Genomic DNA, 24,180 nt, shown 5'->3' with positions numbered 1-24,180 from the left:
GGCTATTTTTCTTCCAGTCCCAGCTCAGCGGCAACGGTGACCACATCGTTCGGAACCTTCACGGGCTGGACGTCGCTGCCGACCTCCGTGCGCAGGGCCCACTGGGGATCCTTCAGGCCGTGGCCGGTGACGGTGATGACGATGGTCTTGCCGGAGGGCACTTCACCGGCGGCGTGCTTCTTGAGCAGGCCGGCCACCCCGGCGGCGGAGCCGGGCTCCACGAACACGCCTTCACGGGATGACAGCCAGCGGTGGGCGTTCAGGATTTCCTCATCGGTGACCGCTTCGATGAGTCCGCCGGATTCGTCACGCGCACCCACGGCCCCGTCCCAGGACGCGGGGTTTCCGATGCGGATGGCCGTGGCGATGGTGTCCGGCTCCGTGATGGGGTGGCCGGCTACGAACGGTGCTGCCCCGGCCGCCTGGAAGCCCCACATGGCGGGCGTCCTGGTGGAGACGGCGGGCAGGGTGCCGGCTGTTTCGGACTCGAACGGAGCCGAGTACTCCTTGTAGCCCTTCCAGTACGCGGTGATGTTGCCCGCATTGCCCACGGGCAGGACGTGAATGTCCGGTGCGTCACCCAGGGCGTCCACCACTTCGAAGGCGCCGGTTTTCTGGCCCTGGATGCGGGCAGGATTGACGGAGTTGACCAGGAAGACGGGGTAGGACTCCCCCAGCTTGCGGGCGATGTCCAGGCAGTTGTCGAAGTTGCCGTCCACCTGCAGGAGGGTGGCGCCGTGGGCGATGGCCTGGCTGAGCTTGCCCATCGAGATCTTGCCTTCAGGCACCAGGACGGCGCACTTCAGGCCGGCCGCTGTTGCGTAGGCAGCTGCGGACGCGGAGGTGTTGCCGGTGGAAGCGCATACAACGGCTTTGGCACCCGAGGCCACCGCTGCGGTCATGGCCATGGTCATGCCGCGGTCCTTGAAGGACCCGGTTGGGTTCATCCCTTCGACCTTCAGGTAGACCTCGGAACCGGTGAGTTCGGAGAGCTTCTGCGCGTGTACCAGGGGGGTACCGCCCTCGCCCAGGGTGATGACCCTGGTGGACTCCGTCACGGGCAGACGGTCAGCGTATTCGCGGATGACACCGCGCCATTGGTGAGCCACTTAGACTCCTTCTACCCGCAAAACGGATGTAACTGAATTGATGACGTCCAGGCCCTTCACGGCCTCGACGGTGGCTGCAAGGGCAGCCTCTGATGCGCGGTGGGTGACAATCCGCAGCTCCGCCGACTCCACGTTGGATTCGGCGTCGCGGTGGATGGTCTGCCGCATGATTTCGATGGACACACCGTGCCCGGCAAAGAGCTGGGCGATCCTCGCCAGTACGCCCGGCTGGTCTGCGACGTCCAGGCCGATGTAATAGCTGGTGGTGGCGGCGTCAATGGGAAGCGCCGGAACATGGCCGGTGGTGGTTTCGGTGCGTCCAGGGCCGCCCAGGACCAGGCGGCGGGCTGCCGAGACGAGGTCGCCCAGCACGGCGGATGCCGTGGGGGTGCCGCCGGCGCCCTGGCCGTAGAACATCAGCTCACCGGCGTTTTCGGCCTCGATGAACACGGCGTTGAATGCCCCGTGCACGGCGGCAAGCGGGTGCTCGCGCGGCAGGAGGGTGGGGTGGACGCGCACGGACACGCCTTCGTTGCCCTCGGCGTCGGTCAGTTTTTCCGCGATGGCCAGCAGCTTGATGACGAACCCGGCATCCTTGGCAGCGGCGATGTCCGCGGCGGTGACGGACGTGATGCCTTCACAGTGGACGTCGTCCAGGGCGAAGCGCGTGTGGAAGGACAGCGAGGCCAGGATCGCGGCCTTGGCTGCGGCGTCATGGCCTTCGACGTCGGCGGTGGGGTCCGCTTCGGCATAGCCAAGGCGCTGGGCCTCGGCGAGGGCGTCGGAGAACTGGGCGCCGGTGGTGTCCATCTGGTCAAGGATGAAGTTGGTGGTGCCGTTGACGATGCCCAGCACCCGGGTGATCCGGTCGCCCGAGAGGCTGTCGCGGATGGGGCGGAGGATGGGGATGGCTCCGGCCACGGCGGCTTCGTAGGACAGCTGGACGCCCGCCTTGTCCGCCTCCTCGTAGAGGGTGGGTCCATCCTGGGCCAGGAGCGCCTTGTTGCCCGTGACCACGCAGGCGGCGTTCCGCAGCGCGGAGAGGATCAGTGTGCGGGCCGGTTCAATGCCGCCCATCAGTTCGATCACCAGGTCGGCGTCCTTGACCAGGGTGTCGGCGTCGGTGGTGAAGAGCTCCTGCGGCAGGTCCACGTCGCGTGGGGCGTTGACGTTGCGCACGGCAATGCCGCTGAGCTGCAGGCGGGCACCGGTGCGGGCAGCGAGGGCATCGGCGTCCTCAATGAGGATCCGCGCAACCTGGGCCCCAACGTTGCCACAGCCCAGCAGGGCCACTTTCAGCGTTCGCATTTCCGTCATTCAGGCTCCCATGTCGCGGTTCAGCAGGTCTTCTTCGGTTTCCCCGCGGACAATCAGCCGGGCAGATCCGTCGCGCACCGCGACAACGCCCGGCCGGGCCAGATAGTTGTAGTTGCTCGAGAGGGCCCAGCAGTAGGCGCCGGTTCCCGGTACAGCAAGCAGATCACCGGCTGCCACGTCCTCGGGCAGATATACATCTCTAACAACTATGTCGCCGCTCTCGCAATGTTTGCCCACCACGCGGGACAGTTGCGGAGCCGCGCCGGACGTGCGCGAGGCCAGAACGGCCGAATAATCCGCGTCGTACAGCACCGGCCGGGCGTTATCGCTCATGCCGCCGTCAACCGAAACATACCGGCGCGGATACGTAACGTTGTTGCCCGCGTCACCGTCGGCGGAAGCAGCAGGGGCATCCACGCGCACGGTCTTCAACGTGCCCACCTCGTAGAGGGTGAAGGTGGTGCTGCCCACGATGGCGCGGCCGGGCTCAATGGAGATGCGGGGCGCGTCAATGCCCAGCTCGGCGCAGGTTGAACGGACGACGGCGGCCATCGCCGTCGCGATTTCTGCCGCGGGGCGGGGGGTGTCCACCGGGGTGTAGGCGATCCCGTACCCGCCGCCGAGGTCCAGTTCGGGCATGGTGATGGAGTACTTGTCCTGCATGGCGGCCAGGAAGCGCAGGAGCTTCTGGGCGGCCAGGGCAAAACCGTCAGGTTCGAAGATCTGCGAGCCGATGTGGCAGTGCAGGCCCAGCAGCTCGATGCCGGGGTGTGCTGCTGCCGCCGCCACTGCTTCCTCGGCGGCGGAGATGCCGGCCTCATCGGTGGTGTCAGCCGCCATGGAGAGGCCAAACTTCTGGTCCTCGTGGGCGGTGGCGATGAATTCGTGCGTGTGGGCGTGGACCCCGGGGGTGAGCCGAAGCATGACCTTCGCCTGTTCACCGCGGGCATGGGCAATGCTGCCCACGCGCTTCAGTTCGGCCAGGCTGTCCACCACGATCCGGCCCAGGCCCATGTCGAGGGCCCGGTGGATCTCGCCGTCGGACTTGTTGTTGCCGTGCAGGGCGACGTCCGCCCCCGGAATCCCGGCACGGTAGGCCACGGCGAGTTCCCCGCCCGATGCCGTGTCCAGGCGCAGCCCTTCCTCCTCCACCCACCGGACAACCGAGGTGCACAGGAACGACTTTCCGGCGTAGTAGACGTCCACTCCCCCGCAGATGTCCGCGAACGCGTCATTGAACGCGTCGCTGAAGGCCCTGGCCCGGGCACGGAAGTCGTTCTCGCTCATCACGAAAAGCGGCGTGCCGTACTGCCGCTGCAGCTCGCTGACGGGGACACCGTCAATACTGATTTCGCCATCTTCGTTGCGCGCCACGTCACGGGCCCACATGGGCTGGTGGAGGGCATTGAGGTCCGCCGGAACGGCGAGCCATTCCGGGGCAAGCGGAGAACCCTGTGCTGCTGTGTGCGTCATCAGTCCTACATCCGTTCCGGGGCTGAAACGCCCAGCAGGTCAAGTCCGTTGGCCAGCACCTGGCTGGTGGCGTCGTTGAGCCACAGCCGGGTGCGGTTGAGGTCGGTCACCGCTTCGTCACCCATGGGGGCAATGCGGCAGGCGTCGTACCAGCGGTGGTAGGCCCCCGCGATGGCTTCCAGGTGGCGGGCCACGCGGTGCGGTTCGCGCAGCTCTGCCGCCTTGGCCACGATGGACGGGTAGCTGCCCAGGTAGGACAACAGCTCGTTTTCGGTGGCGTGGTCCAGCAGCGAGGCCTCGAATGCGGAGCGGTCCACGCCTGCATCCACCGCATTGCGTGCGGCGCCGCGCGAACGGGCATGGGCGTACTGCACGTAGAAGACAGGGTTCTCGTTGCTGTGCTTCTTCAACAGCTCCGGATCAAGGGTCAGCGGCGAGTCGGCCGGGAACCGGGCCAGGGAGTAGCGGACGGCGTCCTTGCCCAGCCAGTCGATCAGGTCCTTGAGCTCGATGATGTTGCCGGCACGCTTGGACAGCTTGGCTCCGTTAACGGACACCAGCTGGCCGATCAGGACCTCGATGTTCATTTCGGGGTCATCGCCCGCAGCGGCAGCGATGGCCTTCAGCCGGTTGATGTAGCCGTGGTGGTCAGCGCCCAGGAGGTAGATCTTCTCAGTGAAGCCGCGGTCCTTCTTGGACAGGTAGTAGGCGGCATCCGCGGCGAAGTACGTGGGCTCACCGTTCGCACGGATCATCACGCGGTCCTTGTCATCGCCAAAGTCCGTGGTCCGCAGCCAGACCGCACCGCCGTCGTCGAACACGTGGCCCTGTTCGCGAAGGCGCGCCACGGCACTTTCGATGGCGCCGGCGTCGTGCAGTTCCTGCTCGGAGAAGAAGACGTCGAACTCGACGCCGAAGTCCGCCAGGGTGGCCTTAATGTCCTTCATCTGCGCTTCGTAGGCGGCGGCACGGATGACCGGCAGCGCAGCAACCTCGGTAAGTTCGCGGATGTCCGGGTGCGCGGTGAGCACTTCGTGGCCAAGGTCTGCGATGTACTGGCCCGGGTAGCCGCCGTCGGGCACGGGAAGGCCGTGCAGCCGGTTATAGACGGAGTGCGCGAAGGTGTTCATCTGCGAGCCGGCGTCGTTGATGTAGTACTCGGCCGTGACGTCGGCACCGGAGGCGCGCAGCACGCGGGCAATCGCATCCCCCAGGGCAGCCCAGCGGGTGTGGCCGATGTGCAGCGGCCCGGTGGGGTTTGCGGACACGAATTCCATGTTGACCGTGTGCCCGGCGAGCGCCGTGTTGGTCCCGTAGCCCTTGCCGGCCTCGACGATAACCTTTGCCAGTGCACCGGCGGCTGCGGCGTCCACGGTGATGTTCAGGAAGCCCGGGCCTGCGATGTCCACTGCGGAGACACCGTTGATTGACTTGAGGCGGGCGCTGAGCACGCTGGCGAACTCGCGCGGGTTGGTGCCCGCCTGCTTGGCCAGCTGCAGGGCGATGTTGGTGGCCCAGTCGCCGTGGTCCCGGTTCTTGGGCCGCTCCACGCGCACGTCCTCGGGAACTGCTGATGCCGCGAGGGCGATCTCGCCGGCGGCGACGGCGTCCTTGAGGCAGGCGGATATGGCGAGGGAAAGTTCTTCGGGAGTCACCCCTCTAGACTACCGGGGGCCAGTGACAGCAAAGAATTTGGCGCACATCGCCGGCCGTTCCGGCCGTACCGGAAGAGTGCGGTGAACCATTCGCGTGGATCCGGCGTTGACTAAACCGTAGCGAAAGTGAACGGTACAGCCCCAAAAAGTGAAACGAGAGCCTTCATGAGACCCTCCAGTCCCCAAAGCCACGCCGCCTCCGGCACTGCGTTCCGCAAAACTCTTTTCGCCGGTCTCGCAGGCCTGTCCCTCGCGGGAACGGTGGCGGGCTGTGCACCGTCCGCGGCGGACAGCACCCCCGGCACCGCGGGAACCCCGGCAACTCCTGCTTCGGGGCCTTCCGCCCTTGCCGGCAGCGGCGGCAGTTACAAGGACGGCACCTACAGCGCCGACGGGAACTATGTGTCCCCGAACGGCACGGAAACAGTGGGCGTGCAGCTGACGCTGGCGGCGGGAAGAGTCACAGACGTGCAGATCACCCAGCACCCGTCCAATCCAAACACCCGGAAGTTCCAGGGCCAGTTCGCCGGCGGCATCGCTGCGCAGGTGGTGGGCCGGAGCATCGACGAGCTGAACGTCTCCAAGGTTGCGGGGTCCTCGCTGACCAGCGGAGGCTTCAACCAGGCCGTCGACAGGATCAAGGCGGAGGCACAGTAGGCGGTGCCCGTCGCGGACTGGGAGGACTTTTCGTTCCAGGGGATTGGAACCGCGTGGGACATCACCACTGCGCGGCCATTGCCCCCGTCCCTTCGCGCACGCCTCCTGGACCGGGTTGAAAAGTTCGACGCCGACTGGTCGCGTTTCCGTGCCGACTCACGGGTAGCGGACCTGGCACGGACGCCGGGACGTTATGCCTTTCCGGATGAGGCCGCTCCGCTGGGCGAGCTGTACCGCCTGCTGTACCAGGCCACCGGCGGCGCCATGACCCCGCTGATTGGCGGCAGCCTGGAGCGTCTGGGGTATGGCGCAGCGTATTCGCTGCGGCCCGCCGGTCCGCCGCTGCCTGCACCGCCCTGGGAATCGGTGCTCACCTGGTCCGGGACAGTCCTGACCGCGAGTGCTCCCGTGCTGCTGGACATCGGCGCCGCCGGCAAGGGCCTGTTGGTGGACCTGCTGGCCGCGGAACTGGAGGACGCGGGGATTGGCGAATTCATCATCGATGCCAGCGGCGACCTGCTGGCCCGCGCGGCAGGACCTGTCAGCGTGGCGCTTGAACACCCCTACAACCCGGCCCAGGCCATCGGGAAGATCGACCTGGACGGCCGCGCCCTGTGTGCTTCCGCCGCCAACCGCCGGGTATGGGGCGACGGCCTGCACCACGTCCTGGACGGAACCACCGGGGAGCCGGTGCGGACCGCCGTCGCCACCTGGACACTGGCCGGGACGGCCATGCTGGCCGATGCCCTGGCGACGGCCCTGTTCTTTGTTCCCGGCGCCATGCTCCAGGAAACCTTTGATTTTTCGTGGCTGACCGTCTTTTCCGATGGCAGCGCCGCCTATTCCGCCGAATTCGAAGGGACACTGTTCTCATGAACCCCGTGGAAACGCCGCACGCCCGCCCGCCCGTGTCCCTGGCCGGCCGGATGGGGACTGCCGTGGGCAGGTTCACCATGTACCGGATTACCCTGGTGGTCCTGGCGGTGCTGGCCGCCTACAGCCTCCTGCTCAACCTCCTGGGCTGGCTGACGTTCGGCATCCCGGAAATGCTGGCCCACCTGGCACTGTGCCTGGGCTTGACCTACGCCTCCAACCGGGCACTGGCGTCGCTTTTCAGGGTGAACCCCCACACCGAGTCGTCCCTCATCACGGGGCTGCTGCTCTACTTCCTGTTCTGGCCGTCCCTGCAGCCACTGGACCTGGCCGGGGTGGCATTGGCCTGTGTCCTGGCGTCGGCCTCGAAATACGCACTGGCGTGGCGTGGCCGGCACATCTTCAATCCCGCTGCCGCCGGCGCCTTTGCCACCGGACTCACCGGGCTGAACATTGCTACGTGGTGGGCGGCCACTCCTGCCATGCTGTGGCTGCTGGTACCGGGCGTGCTGCTGGTCCTGTACCGGACCCGCAAAGTGCTGATGGCGTCCGTGTTCACGCTGGTGGCCACTGCCGTCATCACGCTGGAACTGCTTCGCTCGGGCATGACGGCGGGCATGGGCATCTACCAGGCCCTGGCACAGCGGCCGGTCCTGTTCTTCGTCGGATTCATGCTGACCGAGCCCCTGACCTTGCCACCCCGCCGCCGGCAACAGCTGGCGCTGGCTGCCGTGGTGGCGGTGCTCTTTGCAGTCCCCTGGAACCTTGGCATCTTCGCCAACTCACCCGAGGCCGCCCTGCTGGCCGGCAACCTGCTGGCCTTCCTGGCAGGCCAGCGGGGGGCCGTGAAGCTCCGGCTCGCCGGCACGCGGCAGCTGACGCCGGCTACCACCGAGTTCTCCTTCGAACCTGCCCGGCCGGTGCGCTTCCTTCCTGGCCAGTACATGGAAGTGGACCTGCCGCAGGCCAGGCCGGATGGCAAGGGCCGACGACGGGTGTTCAGTTTGACCGGTTCCCCCGGCGGGCGCCTGGTGAAGTTCGCCGTGCGGACGGCCGGCCCCTTGTCCGCGGCGAAGGAGGCGCTCCTGGCGCTGCGGCCGGGCGACGAAGTGGCAGCCACGGCAGTGGGTGGCGACTTTGTGCTGCCGCGGGATCCGCACCGCCAGGTGCTGCTCATCGCAGCGGGCATCGGGATCACACCCTTTGTTTCGCATCTGTCCTCCGGGGGCCTGCGGGAGCGGGACGCAGTACTCCTGCTGCTGGCCAGAAGTGCTGACGAAGTGGCCTATGCGGAAGAACTCCGGGATTCCGGCATCCGGGTGCTGGTGCGGACGGCGGACGGTTCGCAGCCGCCGCCCGGACTGGCCTCCGCTGCCGGACGCTCCGGTCCCGGGGACCGGCTCCCCGGGGACCGGCTCCCCGGGGACCGGCTGGACGGCGAAACCCTTGCGGCACTCGTGCCGGACATCGCCGCCCGCGAGGTCTATGTCTCGGGGTCCCCGGCAAGCGTTGCATCGCTGCGCCGCGCGGCCAGGAGCGCCGGTGCCCGCCGGGTCCGGACAGACTCTTTCTCCGGCTACTGAGGCCGCTTCCTTGCCTGCTCCTTCCCGCTCCCGCTGTCGGTTTTCCCTTGCGGGCCACCTTCCTGCTAAGCTCTAGGACGTCCCGCCGGGAACGGCAGGAAGTCCGGATTGCCCTCGTAGCTCAGGGGATAGAGCGTCTGCCTCCGGAGCAGAAGGCCGTAGGTTCGAATCCTACCGAGGGCACAGAAAACCCCCGCCGCTTCACTGAAGCGGCGGGGGTTCTTTCGTTCCATGCCTTGCCCGCTCCCACCGAGCGTGCCGCAGGGTCAAAACTTCAGGGCGGCCTCATCAAGCGTGGCCAGGGTCAGCACGGCTTCCTCGACCGTTTCGTGGTCTTCCAGCTCACGCTCGATCCGGCGGAGGGTTACGGCGGCTTCGTGTTCGGGATGGTCCCCCTGCAGGTCCACGGCCGCGACGAGATACAGCTTGCGGGGACCCACGAATTCCAGGTGCAGGTAGGTGAGCCGGGCGATGTCCGGGTGCTCCAGCACCCGGCGGGCCATGGACCGTTCGATGTCAGGGGTGACGCCCTGGCCCACCAGGAAGCGCCTGTTCCGGTCGATCAGGACGACGGCGACGACGGCCAGCAGTACGCCCACGGCGATCGAACCGATCGCATCCGGCAGCGGCGATCCCGTGACCTGGTGCAGGAACACGCCCACGAATGCCACAACGAGGCCGATCAGCGCGGCGGCGTCCTCGGCGAAGACGGCGCGCAGGGTGGGGTCGGAACTGATGAGTACCTGCTCCAGGGTGTGCCGGTCCAGCTCATGGGCCGCCTTCCTGGTCTGCCGGAATGCCTGGATGAAGGAGATTCCCTCGAAGACGAAAGCCACGGCCAGGACCACGTAGGCCACAACGAAATCGGCGGCCGGCTCCGGCTCGATGATCTGCTGGATGCCGTGCATGATGGACACCACGGCGCCGGCGGTAAAGAGGCCGAATGCAGCGAACATGGACCACACATAGGCTTCCCGGCCGTAGCCCATGGGATGGCTCTTGTCCCTGGGCCGGGCAGAACGGCGCTCGGCGAAGAACAGGAACACCTGGTTTCCCGTATCTGCCCAGGAGTGGGCGGCCTCCGCAGCCATCGAGGCCGAGCCCGTCAGGACAGCGGCCACCGACTTTGCCGCCGCCACGAGCGTATTGGCCACGAAGGCGATGATGACCGTCAGCAGGGTGGAGCTGGACGTGGATCCCTTTTCGGTTTCAGCCATGCGCTTACCGTACCCACCTGCGCCTGCTGCAGTACCCGGAAGGCTGCCCAATCTGCGGCCGCGGCCTGCCGTTGATTGTCGGTGGCTCCTCTTAAGCTGAAACCACCTAGCTGAGGGAGTACGCCATGCACGTTCAGTTCTGTTCCATCGTTCCGCCTTACCTGTTGCGCCGGCTGGCCCAGCAGGACGCGCCGGGATATTCTTCGGCCGCAAGCGCCGCCCGGAAGGCCCTGGGCCACGTCGAATCATTCCAGGCTGCACGCGCACAGGCTGTCCCGGTCCTCCCGCCCAGCCTGAGGCAGGCCACGCCGGGCCCGGTAAACCGCACCATCTACGATGCCGGCGGTGAAGAGACCCTGCCGGGCAGGCTGGTCCGAAAAGAAGGCGGACGTGCAACCGGCGATGCCGCCACCGATGAGGCCTACGACGGGCTGGGACACACGCACCGGCTGTATGCCGAGGCGTTCGGACGGGATTCGGTTGACGGACGCGGGCTGAAGCTTGATGCCACGGTGCACTTCGGAAATCTGTACGACAACGCTTTCTGGAACGGCACCCAAATGGTGTTTGGTGATGGCGACGGTGACGTCTTTGAACGGTTCACCAAGTCCATCAGCGTCATCGGCCACGAACTGGCGCACGGCGTTACCCAATACTCGGCCGGACTTGTTTACCGGAACCAGGCGGGTGCCCTGAATGAATCGATGTCGGATGTCTTCGGCGCGCTCGTTGAGCAATACGTCCGGAAGCAGACCGCGGCCCAGGCCAGCTGGCTGATCGGGGAAGGCCTCTTTACGCCCAACGTCCAGGGGCTGGCGCTTCGATCCATGAAAGCCCCCGGAACGGCATACGACGACGACGTGCTGGGCAAGGACCCGCAGCCCGATTCCATGGACTCCTACGTCCGGACCAGCGCTGACAATGGCGGCGTGCACATCAACTCCGGCATCCCCAACCGCGCGTTCTACCTGGTTGCGGATGCCCTGGGCGGCCATGCCTGGGAGGCACCGGGCCGCATCTGGTACGAGACCCTTACCAATGGATCGTTGCCGCCGGCCGCAACGTTTACCGTCTTTGCCCGCGCCACGGTACGTGCCGCCACGGACCTTTTTGGTTCGGACTCCAAAGAGCATGACGCCGTACGGGGTGCGTGGGAAACTGTAAGGGTCAAGGTTTAACCACCACCGGCTGCCGGGTAACAGGCCGCCGGGCCAGAGGGAAGCCCAGGGGCCAGGCCATGAAGATCAAGGTGGAGCGGAGCGGCGGGTTGGCTGCTGTGAAGCGGGTGTGGACCGTCGATGCCCAGTCAGACAGCGACCTCAGCCAGTGGCAGCCCCTTGTCGAGGCCTGCCCCTGGGACGCCGTTCCCAGCACGCCGCGGGCAGCCGCTGCGGCTTTCGAGGCGCCGCAGCCGGACCGCTTCATCTACTCCATCTCGGCAGGGCAGCGCCGGGCCGCCCTGCCGGAACAGGCCCTCACCGGCCCCTGGCGCGTCCTGGTTGATACCGCACGGGCGGCCGCAGAAGAATCTGCTGGCGGGGCCCGGCCCGGGGCTGGTGGAGGCGGTCCGGCCTGAAGGCCCGGCCGCAGCAGGGAGTCGAATGAATGGCTGTTTCCGTCCGGCAGTAGACTGTCTGCAGCCATGACTTTTCATATCTCCTATCCCGCCGAGCTGCCTGTTTCCGAGCGCCGCGAGGACCTGATGGCCGCGATCGCCGCCAACCAGGTGACCATCATCGCCGGCGAGACCGGCTCCGGAAAGACCACCCAGATCCCCAAGATGTGCCTGGAACTTGGCCTGGGCGAGAAGGGCCTGATCGGGCATACCCAGCCCCGGCGGCTGGCAGCACGGACCGTGGCCGAGCGCATTGCGGAAGAACTGGGCGTGGACATCGGCCAGGAGGTGGGCTTCCAGGTCCGTTTCACGGGCGAGGTCAGCAAGGCAACGAAGGTCAAGCTGATGACCGACGGCATCCTGCTCGCCGAGATCCAGCGGGACAGGCTGCTGCGCAAGTACAACACCATCATCATTGACGAGGCACACGAGCGAAGCCTCAACATCGACTTCATCCTGGGCTACCTGAAACGGATCCTGCCGCAGCGGCCGGACCTGAAAGTCATCATCACCTCGGCCACCATCGATCCCGAACGGTTTGCCAACCACTTCGGCACCCCCGAGGACCCAGCCCCCATTGTCGAGGTGTCGGGGCGGACCTATCCCGTGGAAATCCGCTACCGGCCCCTGTCCCAGCCGAAGGCGGATGACGACGAGGCCTCGGATGATGAACTCGAGGAGGACCGCGACCCCCTGGATGCCGTCTGCGATGCCGTGGACGAACTTGCAGCAGAGGCGCCCGGCGACATCCTGGTCTTCTTCTCCGGCGAGCGCGAAATCCGCGACGCCGCAGACGCACTGCAGGCCCGTATCCAGTCCAACCGCAGGCTGGCCAACACCGAGATCCTCCCCCTGTTCGCCCGCCTGAGCCTGCAGGAGCAGCACAAAGTGTTCCACCCGGGCGGCAAGCGCCGGATCGTGCTGGCCACCAACGTGGCGGAAACGTCGCTGACGGTCCCCGGCATCAAGTACGTCATCGACACCGGCACGGCCCGCATTTCCCGGTACTCACACCGCACCAAGGTCCAGCGCCTGCCCATCGAACGCGTCTCGCAGGCATCGGCCAACCAGCGTTCCGGCCGCTGCGGCCGCGTGTCTGACGGCATCGCCATCCGCCTTTACTCCGAAGAGGACTTCGAATCCCGGCCCCGGTTCACGGATCCGGAAATCCTGCGCACCAACCTCGCTGCCGTCATCCTCCAGATGACCGCAATGGGCGTGGCGAAAGGCCCCAAGGACGTTGAGGAGTTCCCCTTCGTCGAGCCGCCGGAAACCCGGGCGATCAACGACGGCGTCACCCTCCTTCGCGAGCTCGGCGCCCTGGCTCCCCCACGCCCCCAGGGAAAGGGCGGCAGGCCCGAGACAGGCGGTGGCCTCACCGCCGTCGGACAAAAACTCGCCCAGCTGCCTGTCGATCCCCGGCTGGGCCGGATGATCGTGGAGGCTGGGAAACGGGGCTGCGTCCGCGAAGTCATGGTCCTGGCCGCCGCCCTGACCATCCAGGACCCGCGTGAACGGCCCACGGACAAGCAGCAGCTGGCCGCGGAAAAGCACAACCGCTTCCGGGACGAGAACTCGGACTTCACCGGCTACCTCAACCTCTGGAACTATCTGCAGGAGAAGCAGCAGGAGCTGTCGTCGTCGGCCTTCCGCCGGTTGTGCCGCGCCGAATTCATCAACTACCTGCGGGTGCGGGAATGGCAGGACCTCTTCGCCCAGTTGCGCCAGCTCGCCCGGCCCCTGGGGATCTCCCTGGACAACAAGCGCCTGGCCGATCCCGTGGGCAACCATGACGGGGTCCACATCAGCCTGCTTTCCGGGCTGCTGAGCCACATCGGGATCCTGGACGAGCGCAAGCGCGAATATGCCGGTGCCCGCGGCAGCCGGTTCGCGATCTTCCCGGGCTCCGCCTTGTTCAAGAAGTCCCCCACGTTCGTCATGGCAGCGGAGCTGGTGGAAACCAGCCGGCTGTGGGCGAGGGTGGCTGCGAAATTCGATCCCCTGTGGGCCGAGCAGGTGGCGCCGGACCTGGTGAAGCGCAGCTACAGTGAACCGCACTGGTCCACCCGGCAGGGCGCCGTGATGGCCTACGAAAAGGTCACCCTCTACGGCGTTCCCATCATCGCCCAGCGGCGGATCAACTACGGCAGGGTGGACCCGGTGGTGGCCCGGGAACTGTTCATCCGCCACGCACTGGTGGAGGGCGACTGGAAGACCCACCACAAGTTCTTCCACCGCAACCGGGCGCTGCTGCACGAAGTGGAGGAACTCGAGGCACGGATGCGCCGCCGCGACCTGCTGGTGGACGACGAGACGCTGTTCGAGTTCTACGACGCCAGGATCGGCCCCGACGTGGTGTCCGAACGGCACTTCGACAAATGGTGGAAGGATGCCCGCCGGGAGAACCCCGACCTCCTGGACTACGACAAGTCGCTGCTGCTCAGCGACGACGCCGACGACCTGGATGAAGCGGCGTACCCCAAGACCTGGCTGCACAAGGGCTTCGAGCTTCCGCTGACGTACGAGTTCCACCCCGTGGCCCCGGGCTCGCCGCCCGATCCGTCCGACGGCGTCACGGCGGAAGTTCCGGTCCTGTTCCTCAACCAGCTGGATGACGCCCCGTTCCGCTGGCTGATCCCGGGCCAGCGCGTGGAGCTGGTGACCGCGCTGATCAAGTCGCTCCCCAAGCAGGTCCGGAAGAATTTCGTTCCTGCCCCCGACGTTGCCCGGCAGGCGGTGGCCTTGCTTGAGGCGGACTTCGATCCGGCCAGGGATGAGCTGGAGCCGTCGCTGGAGCTCGCGCTGCGGCGGATCCGCGGTGCCATCATCCCGCCGGGTTCCTGGAACTGGGATGCCGTGCCTGCCCACCTGCGCGTGAGTTTCAAGGTGGTGGACAGCAAGGGCAAGGTCCTCGGGGAGGGAAAGGACCTGGCCGAACTCCAGGAGCGGCTGGCTCCCGCCACCCGGCGTGCCATTGCCGAATCGCTCGGTGCCACCCCGGCCTCCGCTGCGCCCGGCGGCGGTGGCAAGGGGCAGCGCGGGAACGGCAAGGCGCCCGACGCCGGCGCACCCGTACGGCAGCAGGCGGCCGGGGTGCCGGGGGCCTCGGCCGGGGCCGGGTTCGTGGAGCAGGAGGGCCTGAAGGAATGGACCTTCGGCACCATCGAGCGCCAGGTGAGCAGCATGGTCAAAGGCCACACTGTTACCGGCTACCCCGCGCTGGTGGACAAGGGCGCGTCAGTGTCGCTGCGGGTCTTCCAGACCCAGGAGGAACAGCTCGACGCGATGCGCGGCGGTGTGATCCGCCTGCTGGCCCTGCGGGTTCCGGCGCCGGACCGCTATGTCCTGGAGCACCTGAGCAACACCGAAAAGCTGACGTTCAGCCAGAACCCGCACGGCTCGGTGTCCGCCCTCATTGCCGACTGCGCGCTGGCGGCCATCGACAAGCTCACGCCCGCCGACCTTCCGTGGGACCGGAAGGCCTTTGACCAGCTCTATGAGGTGGTGCGCGCCGAACTGATCGACACCGTCTTCACGGTCACCGCCGTCGTGGAGCGCATCCTGGCCAGCACCCGCCGGATTGAAAAGCAGCTCAAGGGCACTACCAGCCTGGCCCTGATCAGCGCCCTGAACGACATCAAGAGCCAGCTGGAGCAACTGGTGTATCCGGGGTTTGTGGCACGCACGGGCTACGCACAGCTCAGCCAGCTGCCCAGGTACCTGGCGGCCATCGAGAAACGGCTGGAACGCCTGCCCGGCAACGTCCAGCGCGACGCCCTCAACATGGCTGTGGTCCAGCGGCTTGAGGACGATTACGACCATGCCGCCTCGGCACTCCTGCCCGGACGCCGTGCGGGACGTGAGTTAACCCAGGTGCGCTGGATGATCGAGGAGCTCAGGGTGAGCCTGTTCGCCGTCGAGCTCGGCACGGCCTATTCGGTATCCGAGAAGCGGATCCGCGCCGTGCTCAACAAAGCACTGGCCCCCGCCTAGTGGCGGCCGGCCACCAATGAGAGGAATCCAATGAAGCTCACGCTTGCCCAGGGCCCGGCAGGGACCGAGATTGCCGGCCTCGGCCACGCCCAGCCCTCGCGCATCATGGACAACCATGAGCTCGAAGGCATGATGGAGACGAGCGACGAATGGATCCGCCAGCGCACCGGCATCGTCACACGGCGCATCGCCGGCGAGGGTGAAACCGTGGTGGACCTGGCCATTCCCGCGGCCCGGATGGCCCTGGCCGATTCGGGCGTCGCGCCCGGGGACATCGACCTCGTGGTGGTGGCCACCACCACGGCCGCCGAACGCTCCCCCAACACCGCAGGCCGGGTGGCGGACGCGCTGGGGCTGGGACGGGACGGCCGCGGCCCGGGAATCATGGACGTCAACACGGCCTGTTCGGGTTTTGAGTACGCCCTTGGCGTGGCCGACCAGGCCATCCGCAGCGGAAGTGCCTCCCACGCGATCGTGGTCGGCGCCGAAACCCTTTCGGCGGTGACCGACTGGACGGACCGCGCAACCGCCGTGCTCACCGCCGACGGCGCCGGCGCCGCCGTCGTACGCCCTTCGGAGGCGCCCCGGATCGGCCCGGTGGTGTGGGGTTCGGAGGGCGGCATGGCCGACGCTGTCCGGATCTCTCCACCCTCGGGAAGGTTTTCGCAGAACGGGCGCGAGGTATTGCGCTGGGCCCTGACCAAGGCGCCGGAACGTGCCCGCGAAACGGTGGCGAAGGCCGGACTGACCTTGGACGACATCCAGGTGCTGGCCGCCCACCAGGCCAACCTCCGCATCATCGAACCCCTCGCGGAGGCATTGGGACTCTCGGACCGGATCGTCATCACCGATGTCACCGAGTCGGGGAACACCTCCGCCGCCAGCGTGCCGCTCGGACTGAGCAAATGGTGGCACTCCGGGCGGATCCCGGCGGATGTCCCCGCACTGCTTTTCGGCTTCGGCGGCGGCTTTACCTACGCCGGCATGGTGGCGATGACCCCACGCCGGGACTGATGTCCGTGCCCGGCTTATCCCTGGCTGCCGGGTACGAACTCCCCGTACCCGGCGGCGCGGAGGCCTTCGCGCAGCTTTTCTGCGTTGGCGTCCAGGACGGCGGGGTCCGGGTTCTGGTCCGCGGAGCCAAAGTCGAAATCGGCCATGCTTTGCGACGGCCATACATGGACGTGCAGGTGGTTGATCTCGTAGCCCGCCACGATCAGGCCCGCCCGCCGGGCCCCGAAAATGTCCACCTGGACCGCGCCGATGCGCCGTGCCACTTCCATGACTTTGGCAAGGGTTTCCGGCGACGCGTCCGTCCAGCGGTCCACTTCCTCGGTGGGGACCACCAGCGTATGGCCGTCGGCGAGCGGGCCGGTGGTGAGGAACGCCGAAACGTCGTCCTCGCGCCACACAAACCGGCCGGGAATCTCGCCCTTGATGATCTTCGTGAACAGCGTGCTCATGCGTCTGCCTCCTCGGCGGCGGTGTGCAGCGTGCCGGCGTCCAGCACGAACCGGTACTTTACGTCTCCTGCGACCATCCGGTCGTAAGCTTCATTCAGCCTGCCGGCGGACACCACCTCGATGTCGGCCACCACGCCGTGCTCAGCACAGAAATCCAGCATCTCCTGGGTTTCCGCGATACCGCCAATCAGGGATCCCGCGTAGGCGATCCTGCGGCGGATCAGGGCCCCCGGGTTGACCGGGGGCATGGCTTCGGAGGGCAGCCCGAGCTGGAACAATGCCCCGTCCACCCGCAGCGTGCGGAAGAAGGGGTTCAGGTCGTGCCGGGCGGCAACGGTATCAATGATGAGGTCCACCGTGCGGTCCGCGGCGGCCATTGCAGCGTCATCCCGGGACAGGACAACCTGGTCCGCGCCCAGCTCCAGCGCAGCCGCCACCTTGGACTCCGACGTGGTGAACACCACCACCTTCGCCCCCATCGCCTTTGCAAGCTTGACGGCCATGTGGCCAAGCCCACCAAGACCGACGACGCCCACCACGTCCCCTTCCCCGGCGTCGAAATGCCTCAGCGGCGAGAAGGTGGTGACGCCGGCGCACAGCAGGGGCGCGACGGCGGCCGGGTCCAGTGACGCCGGTACGCGAAGGACGTAACGGCGGTCCACCACGATGGACGAGGAATACCCACCCTGGGTGATGGCATCGCCGTTGCGCCGGTCCTTTGCACCGTAGGTGCCGGTCATGCCGTTTTCGCAATACTGCTCCAGGCCGTCAAGGCAGCTGTCGCATTCGCGGCAGGAGTCCACCATGCAGCCCACACCCACCCGCTCACCCACGGCGAAGTCGGTAACGTCAGAACCCACCCTGCTGACGGTTCCCACGATTTCGTGGCCGGGAACCAGCGGGTACGCCTGGCCGCCCCATTCTCCGCGGGTGGCATGCACATCGGAGTGGCAGAGCCCGCAGAACTCGATCGCGATTTCCACGTCGTCCGGCTTGGGAGCACGCCGGTCCACGGTCAGCGGCACCAGTCCACTGTCCGGGGAGACTGCACCGTAGGCTGCGGCACGCACGCCGGCGTCTTCCGTGGACATGCCCGTGCGGTTGGCAGGGCTTATGGGTTTGGCGAGGGGCGGCGGTACGGGGCGTCCTGGTGTCATAGTGCGACCGTACCCCCGCCGCCCGCGGAGTTTCCAGCCGGCCGCCCGGGGTCTTCCCGGTTCTCCCCCGCCGCCGCACCCGGTTCCGGTCCAGTGGCCACCGGCAGCCCCGGCCGGTTGGACCACTCCGAAAAGGAGCCGGGGTACAGCGCGGCCGGGATCCCCGCGAGTTCCAGCGCAGCCACCTCATGGGCCGCCGTCACGCCGGAGCCGCAGTAGACGGCCACGGCCCGGCCGGCCGCGACGCCAAGGGACTCGAACCGCCGCCGCAGCTCTGCCCGGGAAAGGAACCGCCCGCCGTCGTCCACGTTCCCAGTGGTGGGGGCACTCAAAGCTCCCGGAATATGGCCGGCCCGGGGATCAACGGGTTCAACCTCGCCCCGGTACCTTTCCCCCGCCCTGGCATCAAGCAGCAGGCCATGGCGCGGCCAGGCGGCGGCAGCCCCGGCGTCGACCACCGGCATGTGTCCGCTGCCCAGCTCCACGTCACCCCGCGCGGGATGGACGGGGCCCGCTTCGACGGGCAGGCCCGCTGCACGCCACGCGCCCAGGCCGCCGTCGAGCAGGTAAACCTCGTCCAGGCCGGCATCGCGGAGCATCCACCACACCCTGGCGGCGGCCATGTTCGCGCTGTCATCGTAGGCCACCACCACGTCGCCCTTCCTGATGCCCCAGCGCCGGGCCGACTCCTGGAACTGCCCGGCGGAGGGCAGGGGGTGCCGTCCCCGGTCAGGGACCGCCGGATCCGAAAGCTCGGAGGCCAGGTCTACGAACACCGCACCCGGCAGATGGCCGGCGAGATAATGGTCGCGGCCGTGGGGATCGCCCAGCACCCAGCGCACGTCCAGCAGCACCGTCCGCTGCCCGGCGGCAAGCCTGGCTTCCAGGGCGGGAACGTCCATCAAGGGCTTCATCGGTGCTCCTTCTGTTGCATGGGGCGGCGGATGCGGAACGTCGTGCCGGGACGGCCAACGGTCCCACTCTAGACGGGCTGCTCCCGGTCCCGCGGGTAGGCTGGACCAGTGACGATCGAGGGCAGCACCGGCAGGAACCATGACGGCTCGGACCGGGACTGGGCCGACCAGGCCATCCGGACCATCAGGGCCGAAAACAACCGCTCGGCGGACACACACCTGTACTCCGTGCCGCTGCCGGAACAGTGGGGCATCCAGCTGTATCTCAAGGACGAATCCACGCACCGTTCCGGCAGCCTGAAGCACCGGCTGGCCAGGTCCCTGTTCCTGTTCGGCCTGGTCAACGGCCTGATCCGGGCGGACACCACCATCGTGGAGGCCTCGAGCGGCAGCACAGCGGTCTCGGAGGCATATTTCGCCCAGCTGCTGGGGCTCCCCTTTGTAGCCGTCATGGCGCGCACCACCAGCCCGGAAAAGATCGCGCTGATCGAAAAGTTCGGCGGCTCCTGCCTGCTGGTGGAGAATGCCTCGGATGTGTATGCGGCGGCCGAGGAAGTGGCTGCCACCTGCAACGGGCACTACATGGACCAGTTCACGTTCGCGGAGCGGGCCACGGACTGGCGCGGGAACAACAACATCGCCGAATCCATCTTCGGCCAGCTCAGCCTGGAGCAGCACCCGGTGCCGGAATGGATCGTGGTGGGCGCCGGCACGGGTGGAACCAGTGCCACGATCGGCCGGTACCTGCGCTACCACAGCCATGCCACACGGCTGCTGGTGGTGGACCCCGAGAACTCGGCGTTCTATCCAGGCTGGCTCGGGGAAACAGCCGGACGGCCCACCGGCCCCTCCCGCATTGAAGGCATTGGCAGGGCCCGGATGGAGCCGAGCTTCATCCCATCGGTCATCGACCGCATGGTCCAGGTCCCGGACGCCGCGTCAATCGCCGCGATGCGGCACCTCGATTCTTTCGCCGGGCTGCACGCCGGCCCGTCCACGGGCACCAACCTGTGGGGGGTTTGGCAGACGGTGGCGCAGATGCTGTCAGAGGGCCGCCGGGGCAGCGTCGTCTCCTTGATGTGCGACGGCGGCGAACGGTATGCGGGGACCTACTGGAACCAGGACTGGCTGGCTTCCCAGGGGCTGGATCCCGCGCCGTACGAGGCAGTGGTTTCGCGCTTCCTGGACACCGGCGAGTGGACCGGCGCTCCTGCCTAGACCTCCACGGACTCGCGGGCGGCCAGATGCCTGTACTCGGTGCCGTACTTGGCGCCGATCCGCTTGACGTGGCCTTCAACGATGCCCAGGCCGTTTTCATTGAGCAGCCCGTCATGGATCTGGAACGCGCGCGGCGCCCGCACCCCAATGACGAAGTCCACCACCTCGGCGGACTTGCTCCACGGCGCGTGCAGCGGAACCAGCAGCGTCCGGACTGGGATTCCGTCCGGGATGATGAACGAGTCCCCCGGGTGGTATACGTTGCCGTCCACCAGGAAACCGATGTTCGCCACAACGGGGATCTGCGGGTGGATCAGGGCATGCTGGCCGCCAAAGCTGCGGATATCGAAGCCGGCTGCCTGGAAGGACTGGCCCGGTTCCACCGTGTGGATGCGGTCTGCCGCAGCCGGAGCTTCCCCACGCAGTTGTTTGGCGACACCGTCGGGGGCATACAGGGCCAGGCCCTTGTCTCCGTCGAGGGCGGCCACCACGGCCTTGGTGTCGAGGTGGTCCGGGTGTTCGTGGGTCACCAGGACCGCCTGCGCCCCGGACAGCGCCTCGGCTGATTCGGAGAAGGTGCCTGGATCCAGGACCAGGACCCTGCCGTCCTTCTCGAGCCGGATGCAGGCGTGGGTGTATTTGGTCAGCTTCATAGCGCCAGCCTAGGGTCCGCCCCGGAAGCCTGTCCACGAACCCTGTCCCTAAGCCCTGCCCTTGAAGCTCCGGCTGGTAATCTTGATGTTTGCCCCCCACGGAAGCGAGTTCGTCCATGCCGATCGGCGTCAAGGCTGATTCCGCCGCCCCATCCCCGGCAGGAGGCGGCAGGGAACAACGCGTAACCAAGCAGCGCAAGGCCGTCAGCGCGGCGCTGGACCACTTGGACGACTTCGTCAGCACGCAGGAGCTTTACCGGATCCTGCAGAACCAGGGCGTATCCGTGTCACTGGCCACTGCCTACCGGATCCTGCAGTCGCTCGCCGACGAAGGGCTGGTGGATGTGCTGCGCAATGGTGACGGCGAAGCGGTGTACCGGCGCTGCGCTGTCACTGCCCACCACCACCACCTGCTGTGCAGGAACTGCGGGAAGGCCGTGGAAGTGGAAGCACCCGCCGTCGAAACGTGGGCAGTGCGCACGGCGGCGGACCATGGATTCACGGAGGTGGACCACACGGTGGAAATTTTTGGCCTGTGCCCGGACTGCACCGCCCTTAAGGCCGCCGGGAAGCTGTAAGGACCCGCCCGTTGATGCCGCGGGCGTCGCGCACTGAGCTGATGGCGCGGCACACGACGTAGATCAGGAATGACAGCGTGGTCACGTAGGGGCTGATGGGGATCCGTCCGCCCAATGCCAGCAGGATTCCGCCCACGGTTGCGGCCACCGCGAAGACGACGCTGAGCACCACGGCCGCTACCGGCGAGGACGTAACCCGCAGCGCCGCGGCTGCAGGCGTAATCAGCAGGGCAAGCACCAGGAGGGCACCAACCACCTGGATGGACAAGGCCACACTGACGCCCAGGACCACCATGAAGACGATGGCCAGCGTGCGTACCGGGACTCCCCGGGCCTCTGCGAGCTCGGGATCCACGCTGGCGAAGTTCAGCGGCCGCCAGATGGCCAGCAGCACGAGCATGACCACGACGGCGGTCCCGGCGAGGGCCTGGAGCTGGACGGTGTCCACGGAGACGATCTGCCCCGTGAGGAGCCCGAACTTGTTCGCGGCACGGCCCTGGTACAGGGACAGGAACAGGATTCCGAGGCCCAGGCCGAAGGGCATGATCACGCCGATGGTGGAGTTCTTGTCCCTGGCCCGGACTCCCATGAGGCCCAGGAGCAGTGCTGCGGCCACCGATCCGATGAGCGAGCCGAAGACCACGTCCGCGCCGACCAGCAGGGCGAAGGCGGCGCCCGCGAAGGAAAGTTCGGAGATGCCGTGGACCGCGAAGGCAAGGTCCCGCTTCATGACGAACGTGCCAACCAGGCCGCCAAGGAGCCCCAGGATGGCGCCGGCCCAGATGGAGTTCTGGACCAGCACCAGCAGTTCGCCGTAGTTGTCGAAGTTGAAGATGGCCCCAAGGATGCTGTCGGCGTCCACTACGCGGCCTCCCCTGCCAGGGCATCGGCCTCGGCGTGGTGGTGGGTGGTGGCATCGGGCAGGCCAACGACGACGATCCGCCCGTTGGCGTGGATCACCTCTACCTGGGTGCCGTACAGGTCGGAGAGCACTTCAGTGGTCATGACCTCTTCCGGCGTCCCCACCCGGAACCGTCCCCCTGCCAGGTACAGGACCCGGTCGACGTAGTCGATGATGGGGTTGATTTCGTGGGTAACGAAGACAACGGCGCTGTCGTGTTCACGGCTTTGTTTGTTAATCAGGGCGCTGACTGCCTGCTGGTGGTGCAGGTCAAGGGACAACAGCGGTTCGTCGCAGAGCAGGACCTGGGGGTCCGTTGCCAGCGCCTGCGCCACCCGCAGCCGCTGCTGTTCCCCGCCGGAGAGCTGGCCAACCGGAACCTTGGCGTAGTCGGAGGCGCCCACCAGCTCCAGGAGCTGGTCCACCTTGCGGTTTGTCTTGCCCGCCGACAGCCGGATGCCCCACCGGTGCCCGTCGACGCCCAGCGCCACCAGGTCGCGGGCACGCATGGGTGTGTCCTGCGGAAAGGACTTTTGCTGGGGAATGTAGCCGATCAGGTTGCTGCCGCGTTCCACGGGCCGTCCGCCCAGGGACGCCTTTCCGGAGTGCAGCTTCTGCAGCCCCAGGAGGACTTTCAGGAAACTGGTCTTGCCGCTGCCGTTGGGGCCCAGCACGGCGAAGAATTCACCGGGCTTGATCTCTAGGTCCAGGTCCTCCCAGAGCGTGCGCTGACCGAACTTGAGGCACGCCCCTTCGAGGCTGACGACGGATTTCACCTGTTTGACTCCAGAATTTTGCTGACGTTGTTCACATTGTCCGTCATCCACTGCAGGTAGGTCTTGCCCTCCGGCAGGGTTTCGGTGAAGTCCACCACCGGAACGCCTGCGGCTTCGGCCGCCTTCTTCAGCGTTTCCGTCTGCGGGCCTTCGGTCTGGGCGTTGTAGGCCAGCAGCCGCACGGTCCTGGACGCCACCAGGTCGGTGGCTTCCTTCATGGCGGCGGGCGGCACGTCAGTGCCCTCCTCGATCGCGGCAGTGTACTGCTCCGGCGTGGCGTTCTTCAGGCCGGCATCTTCGAGCAGGTACAGCGGGACGGGTTCGGTGACCGCAACCTGGCCTCCGGCCGCCGCGGCTTTCGCGGCGTCCAGCTTGCTGTGCAGCCCTGCGAGGGAAGATTTGAAGGCGTCGGCGTTGGCAGTGAATGTGGCAGCGGAACCGGGATCCAGCGCGCCGAGCTTCTCCGCAACACTGTCGGCCACCCGCTCCATGGCCGGCATGCTGTACCAGACGTGCTCGTTGACGTCGCCGTGATCGTGCCCGTCCGAACCTTCCGCCGCCGGCGGGGTCGCCGCCTGGGTCTCCTCTTCCGGGTGGGCAAGGCCGGAGATTTCGACGGCGGTCAGCACGGAGCCGCTGTCCAGCTTGCTGCTCTCCACCAGGGTATGGAGGAAATCGTCGTAGCCGCCGCCGTTTTCGATGACCAGCTGGGCTTTGGAAACGGTCAGGCGGTCCTGGGCGGTTGCCTCGTAGGAGTGCGGGTCCTGGCCGGCGCTGTTGATGATCGCGGTGACGTTGACCTTATCCCCGCCAATGGTCCTGGCGATGTCGCCGTACACATTCGTGGAAGCTACGACATTGATCCCCTGGGCGGAAGCAGGAGTCCCGGGCTGTTGCGGACTGCATGCAGTCAGCAACAGCCCAAGTCCCGTCAAGGCGGCAAGGAAAGAGCTGGCAGCGGCTGTACGGCGCACGGAAAACCTCAGTTCACACAGATGGGGAGGATGACAGTGCAAGCCTATACCTAA

General features: G+C 67.0%; 21 protein-coding genes and 1 tRNA gene. 10 read left to right on the top strand and 12 right to left on the bottom strand.

Annotated features, from left to right (window positions below; genetic code table 11):
* Positions 1-2: 2 nt before the first annotated feature.
* Genes thrC through argS form a run of 4 tightly spaced genes read right to left on the bottom strand, consistent with a single transcriptional unit; the run spans position 3 to position 5,554 of the window.
* Positions 3-1,109, bottom strand: a complete 1,107-nt coding sequence (thrC, locus tag QFZ60_RS06870; protein WP_307089252.1) for a threonine synthase — start codon at positions 1,107-1,109, stop codon at positions 3-5.
* Positions 1,110-2,426 (bottom strand): homoserine dehydrogenase, encoded by a 1,317-nt coding sequence (locus QFZ60_RS06865; protein WP_307089251.1) that lies wholly within the window; start codon positions 2,424-2,426, stop codon positions 1,110-1,112.
* Positions 2,427-3,899, bottom strand: a complete 1,473-nt coding sequence (gene lysA / locus QFZ60_RS06860) for a diaminopimelate decarboxylase (RefSeq protein WP_307089248.1) — start codon at positions 3,897-3,899, stop codon at positions 2,427-2,429. It lies immediately after the preceding gene.
* Positions 3,900-3,904: 5 nt separating this feature from the next.
* Positions 3,905-5,554 carry an arginine--tRNA ligase gene (gene argS, locus QFZ60_RS06855; protein WP_307089245.1) on the bottom strand — a complete coding sequence of 550 codons (1,650 nt, stop codon included), beginning with the start codon at positions 5,552-5,554 and terminating at the stop codon, positions 3,905-3,907.
* Positions 5,555-5,719: 165 nt separating this feature from the next.
* Between argS and QFZ60_RS06850 the strand changes: the two genes are divergently transcribed.
* The 4 genes from QFZ60_RS06850 (at position 5,720) to QFZ60_RS06835 (ending at position 8,850) form a co-directional block, all read left to right on the top strand.
* A complete protein-coding gene (locus QFZ60_RS06850) occupies positions 5,720-6,211 on the top strand; it encodes a hypothetical protein (protein WP_307089243.1) in 492 nt (163 codons plus the stop codon).
* A 3-nt stretch (positions 6,212-6,214) separates the two neighbouring features.
* Complete coding sequence (locus QFZ60_RS06845; protein WP_307089241.1) at positions 6,215-7,087, top strand: FAD:protein FMN transferase; 873 nt, start codon at positions 6,215-6,217, stop codon at positions 7,085-7,087.
* Complete coding sequence (locus QFZ60_RS06840; protein WP_307089239.1) at positions 7,084-8,667, top strand: ferredoxin--NADP reductase; 1,584 nt, start codon at positions 7,084-7,086, stop codon at positions 8,665-8,667. The genes QFZ60_RS06845 and QFZ60_RS06840 overlap by 4 nt, the downstream gene beginning before the upstream one ends.
* A gap of 110 nt (positions 8,668-8,777) precedes the next feature.
* Positions 8,778-8,850 (top strand) — tRNA-Arg (locus QFZ60_RS06835).
* An 83-nt stretch (positions 8,851-8,933) separates the two neighbouring features.
* Here the strand turns inward: QFZ60_RS06835 and QFZ60_RS06830 are convergent.
* Positions 8,934-9,884, bottom strand: coding sequence for a cation diffusion facilitator family transporter (locus QFZ60_RS06830; RefSeq protein WP_307089237.1), 951 nt, complete (start codon positions 9,882-9,884; stop codon positions 8,934-8,936).
* A gap of 125 nt (positions 9,885-10,009) precedes the next feature.
* On the opposite strand from QFZ60_RS06830, the gene QFZ60_RS06825 reads away from it, so the two are divergent.
* The 4 genes from QFZ60_RS06825 (at position 10,010) to QFZ60_RS06810 (ending at position 16,506) form a co-directional block, all read left to right on the top strand.
* Entirely contained in the window at positions 10,010-11,062 is a 1,053-nt protein-coding gene (locus tag QFZ60_RS06825; RefSeq protein ID WP_307089235.1) for a M4 family metallopeptidase, read from the top strand.
* Positions 11,063-11,121: 59 nt separating this feature from the next.
* Positions 11,122-11,460 carry a protealysin inhibitor emfourin gene (locus QFZ60_RS06820; RefSeq protein ID WP_307089233.1) on the top strand — a complete coding sequence of 113 codons (339 nt, stop codon included), beginning with the start codon at positions 11,122-11,124 and terminating at the stop codon, positions 11,458-11,460.
* A 66-nt stretch (positions 11,461-11,526) separates the two neighbouring features.
* The gene (hrpA, locus tag QFZ60_RS06815; protein ID WP_307089231.1) at positions 11,527-15,492 is read left to right on the top strand and encodes an ATP-dependent RNA helicase HrpA; all 3,966 of its coding nucleotides are present in this window, start codon (positions 11,527-11,529) and stop codon (positions 15,490-15,492) included.
* Positions 15,493-15,522: 30 nt separating this feature from the next.
* On the top strand, positions 15,523-16,506 hold the full coding sequence (locus QFZ60_RS06810) for a beta-ketoacyl-ACP synthase III (RefSeq protein WP_142116926.1): 984 nt from the start codon (positions 15,523-15,525) through the stop codon (positions 16,504-16,506).
* A 14-nt stretch (positions 16,507-16,520) separates the two neighbouring features.
* On the opposite strand, the gene QFZ60_RS06805 is transcribed toward QFZ60_RS06810, so the two are convergent.
* The 3 genes from QFZ60_RS06805 to QFZ60_RS06795 are packed head-to-tail and all read right to left on the bottom strand — an operon-like array spanning position 16,521 to position 19,026.
* Positions 16,521-16,955, bottom strand: coding sequence for an HIT family protein (locus tag QFZ60_RS06805; protein WP_307089228.1), 435 nt, complete (start codon positions 16,953-16,955; stop codon positions 16,521-16,523).
* Positions 16,952-18,112, bottom strand: a complete 1,161-nt coding sequence (locus QFZ60_RS06800) for an NAD(P)-dependent alcohol dehydrogenase (RefSeq protein ID WP_307089226.1) — start codon at positions 18,110-18,112, stop codon at positions 16,952-16,954. Before QFZ60_RS06800 ends, QFZ60_RS06805 begins: the two co-directional genes overlap by 4 nt.
* Entirely contained in the window at positions 18,109-19,026 is a 918-nt protein-coding gene (locus QFZ60_RS06795; RefSeq protein WP_307089224.1) for a sulfurtransferase, read from the bottom strand. The genes QFZ60_RS06800 and QFZ60_RS06795 overlap by 4 nt, the downstream gene beginning before the upstream one ends.
* Before the next feature lie 108 nt (positions 19,027-19,134).
* Between QFZ60_RS06795 and QFZ60_RS06790 the strand changes: the two genes are divergently transcribed.
* Positions 19,135-20,244, top strand: coding sequence for a PLP-dependent cysteine synthase family protein (locus tag QFZ60_RS06790; RefSeq protein ID WP_307089222.1), 1,110 nt, complete (start codon positions 19,135-19,137; stop codon positions 20,242-20,244).
* Here QFZ60_RS06790 and QFZ60_RS06785 read toward each other — a convergent pair.
* Positions 20,241-20,897 carry an MBL fold metallo-hydrolase gene (locus tag QFZ60_RS06785; protein WP_307089219.1) on the bottom strand — a complete coding sequence of 219 codons (657 nt, stop codon included), beginning with the start codon at positions 20,895-20,897 and terminating at the stop codon, positions 20,241-20,243. The two genes, QFZ60_RS06790 and QFZ60_RS06785, sit on opposite strands and share 4 nt — an antisense overlap.
* Positions 20,898-21,013: 116 nt before the next feature.
* Between QFZ60_RS06785 and QFZ60_RS06780 the strand changes: the two genes are divergently transcribed.
* Entirely contained in the window at positions 21,014-21,475 is a 462-nt protein-coding gene (locus QFZ60_RS06780) for a Fur family transcriptional regulator (protein ID WP_307093236.1), read from the top strand.
* Here the strand turns inward: QFZ60_RS06780 and QFZ60_RS06775 are convergent.
* From QFZ60_RS06775 to QFZ60_RS06765, 3 genes are read right to left on the bottom strand one after another with little or no spacing between them, the layout of a single operon-like run.
* Positions 21,453-22,337, bottom strand: coding sequence for a metal ABC transporter permease (locus QFZ60_RS06775; protein WP_307089217.1), 885 nt, complete (start codon positions 22,335-22,337; stop codon positions 21,453-21,455). The genes QFZ60_RS06780 and QFZ60_RS06775 overlap by 23 nt on opposite strands.
* Positions 22,337-23,152, bottom strand: a complete 816-nt coding sequence (locus QFZ60_RS06770) for a metal ABC transporter ATP-binding protein (RefSeq protein WP_307089216.1) — start codon at positions 23,150-23,152, stop codon at positions 22,337-22,339. The genes QFZ60_RS06775 and QFZ60_RS06770 overlap by 1 nt, the downstream gene beginning before the upstream one ends.
* The gene (locus tag QFZ60_RS06765; protein ID WP_307089215.1) at positions 23,149-24,126 is read right to left on the bottom strand and encodes a metal ABC transporter solute-binding protein, Zn/Mn family; all 978 of its coding nucleotides are present in this window, start codon (positions 24,124-24,126) and stop codon (positions 23,149-23,151) included. Before QFZ60_RS06765 ends, QFZ60_RS06770 begins: the two co-directional genes overlap by 4 nt.
* Positions 24,127-24,180: the final 54 nt, after the last annotated feature.

Source organism: Arthrobacter sp. B2I5, from assembly GCF_030816735.1.
GTDB lineage: Bacteria > Actinomycetota > Actinomycetes > Actinomycetales > Micrococcaceae > Arthrobacter.
Note: the sequence above shows the minus strand (reverse complement) of the source record. Positions and strands in the feature narration are given on the sequence as shown.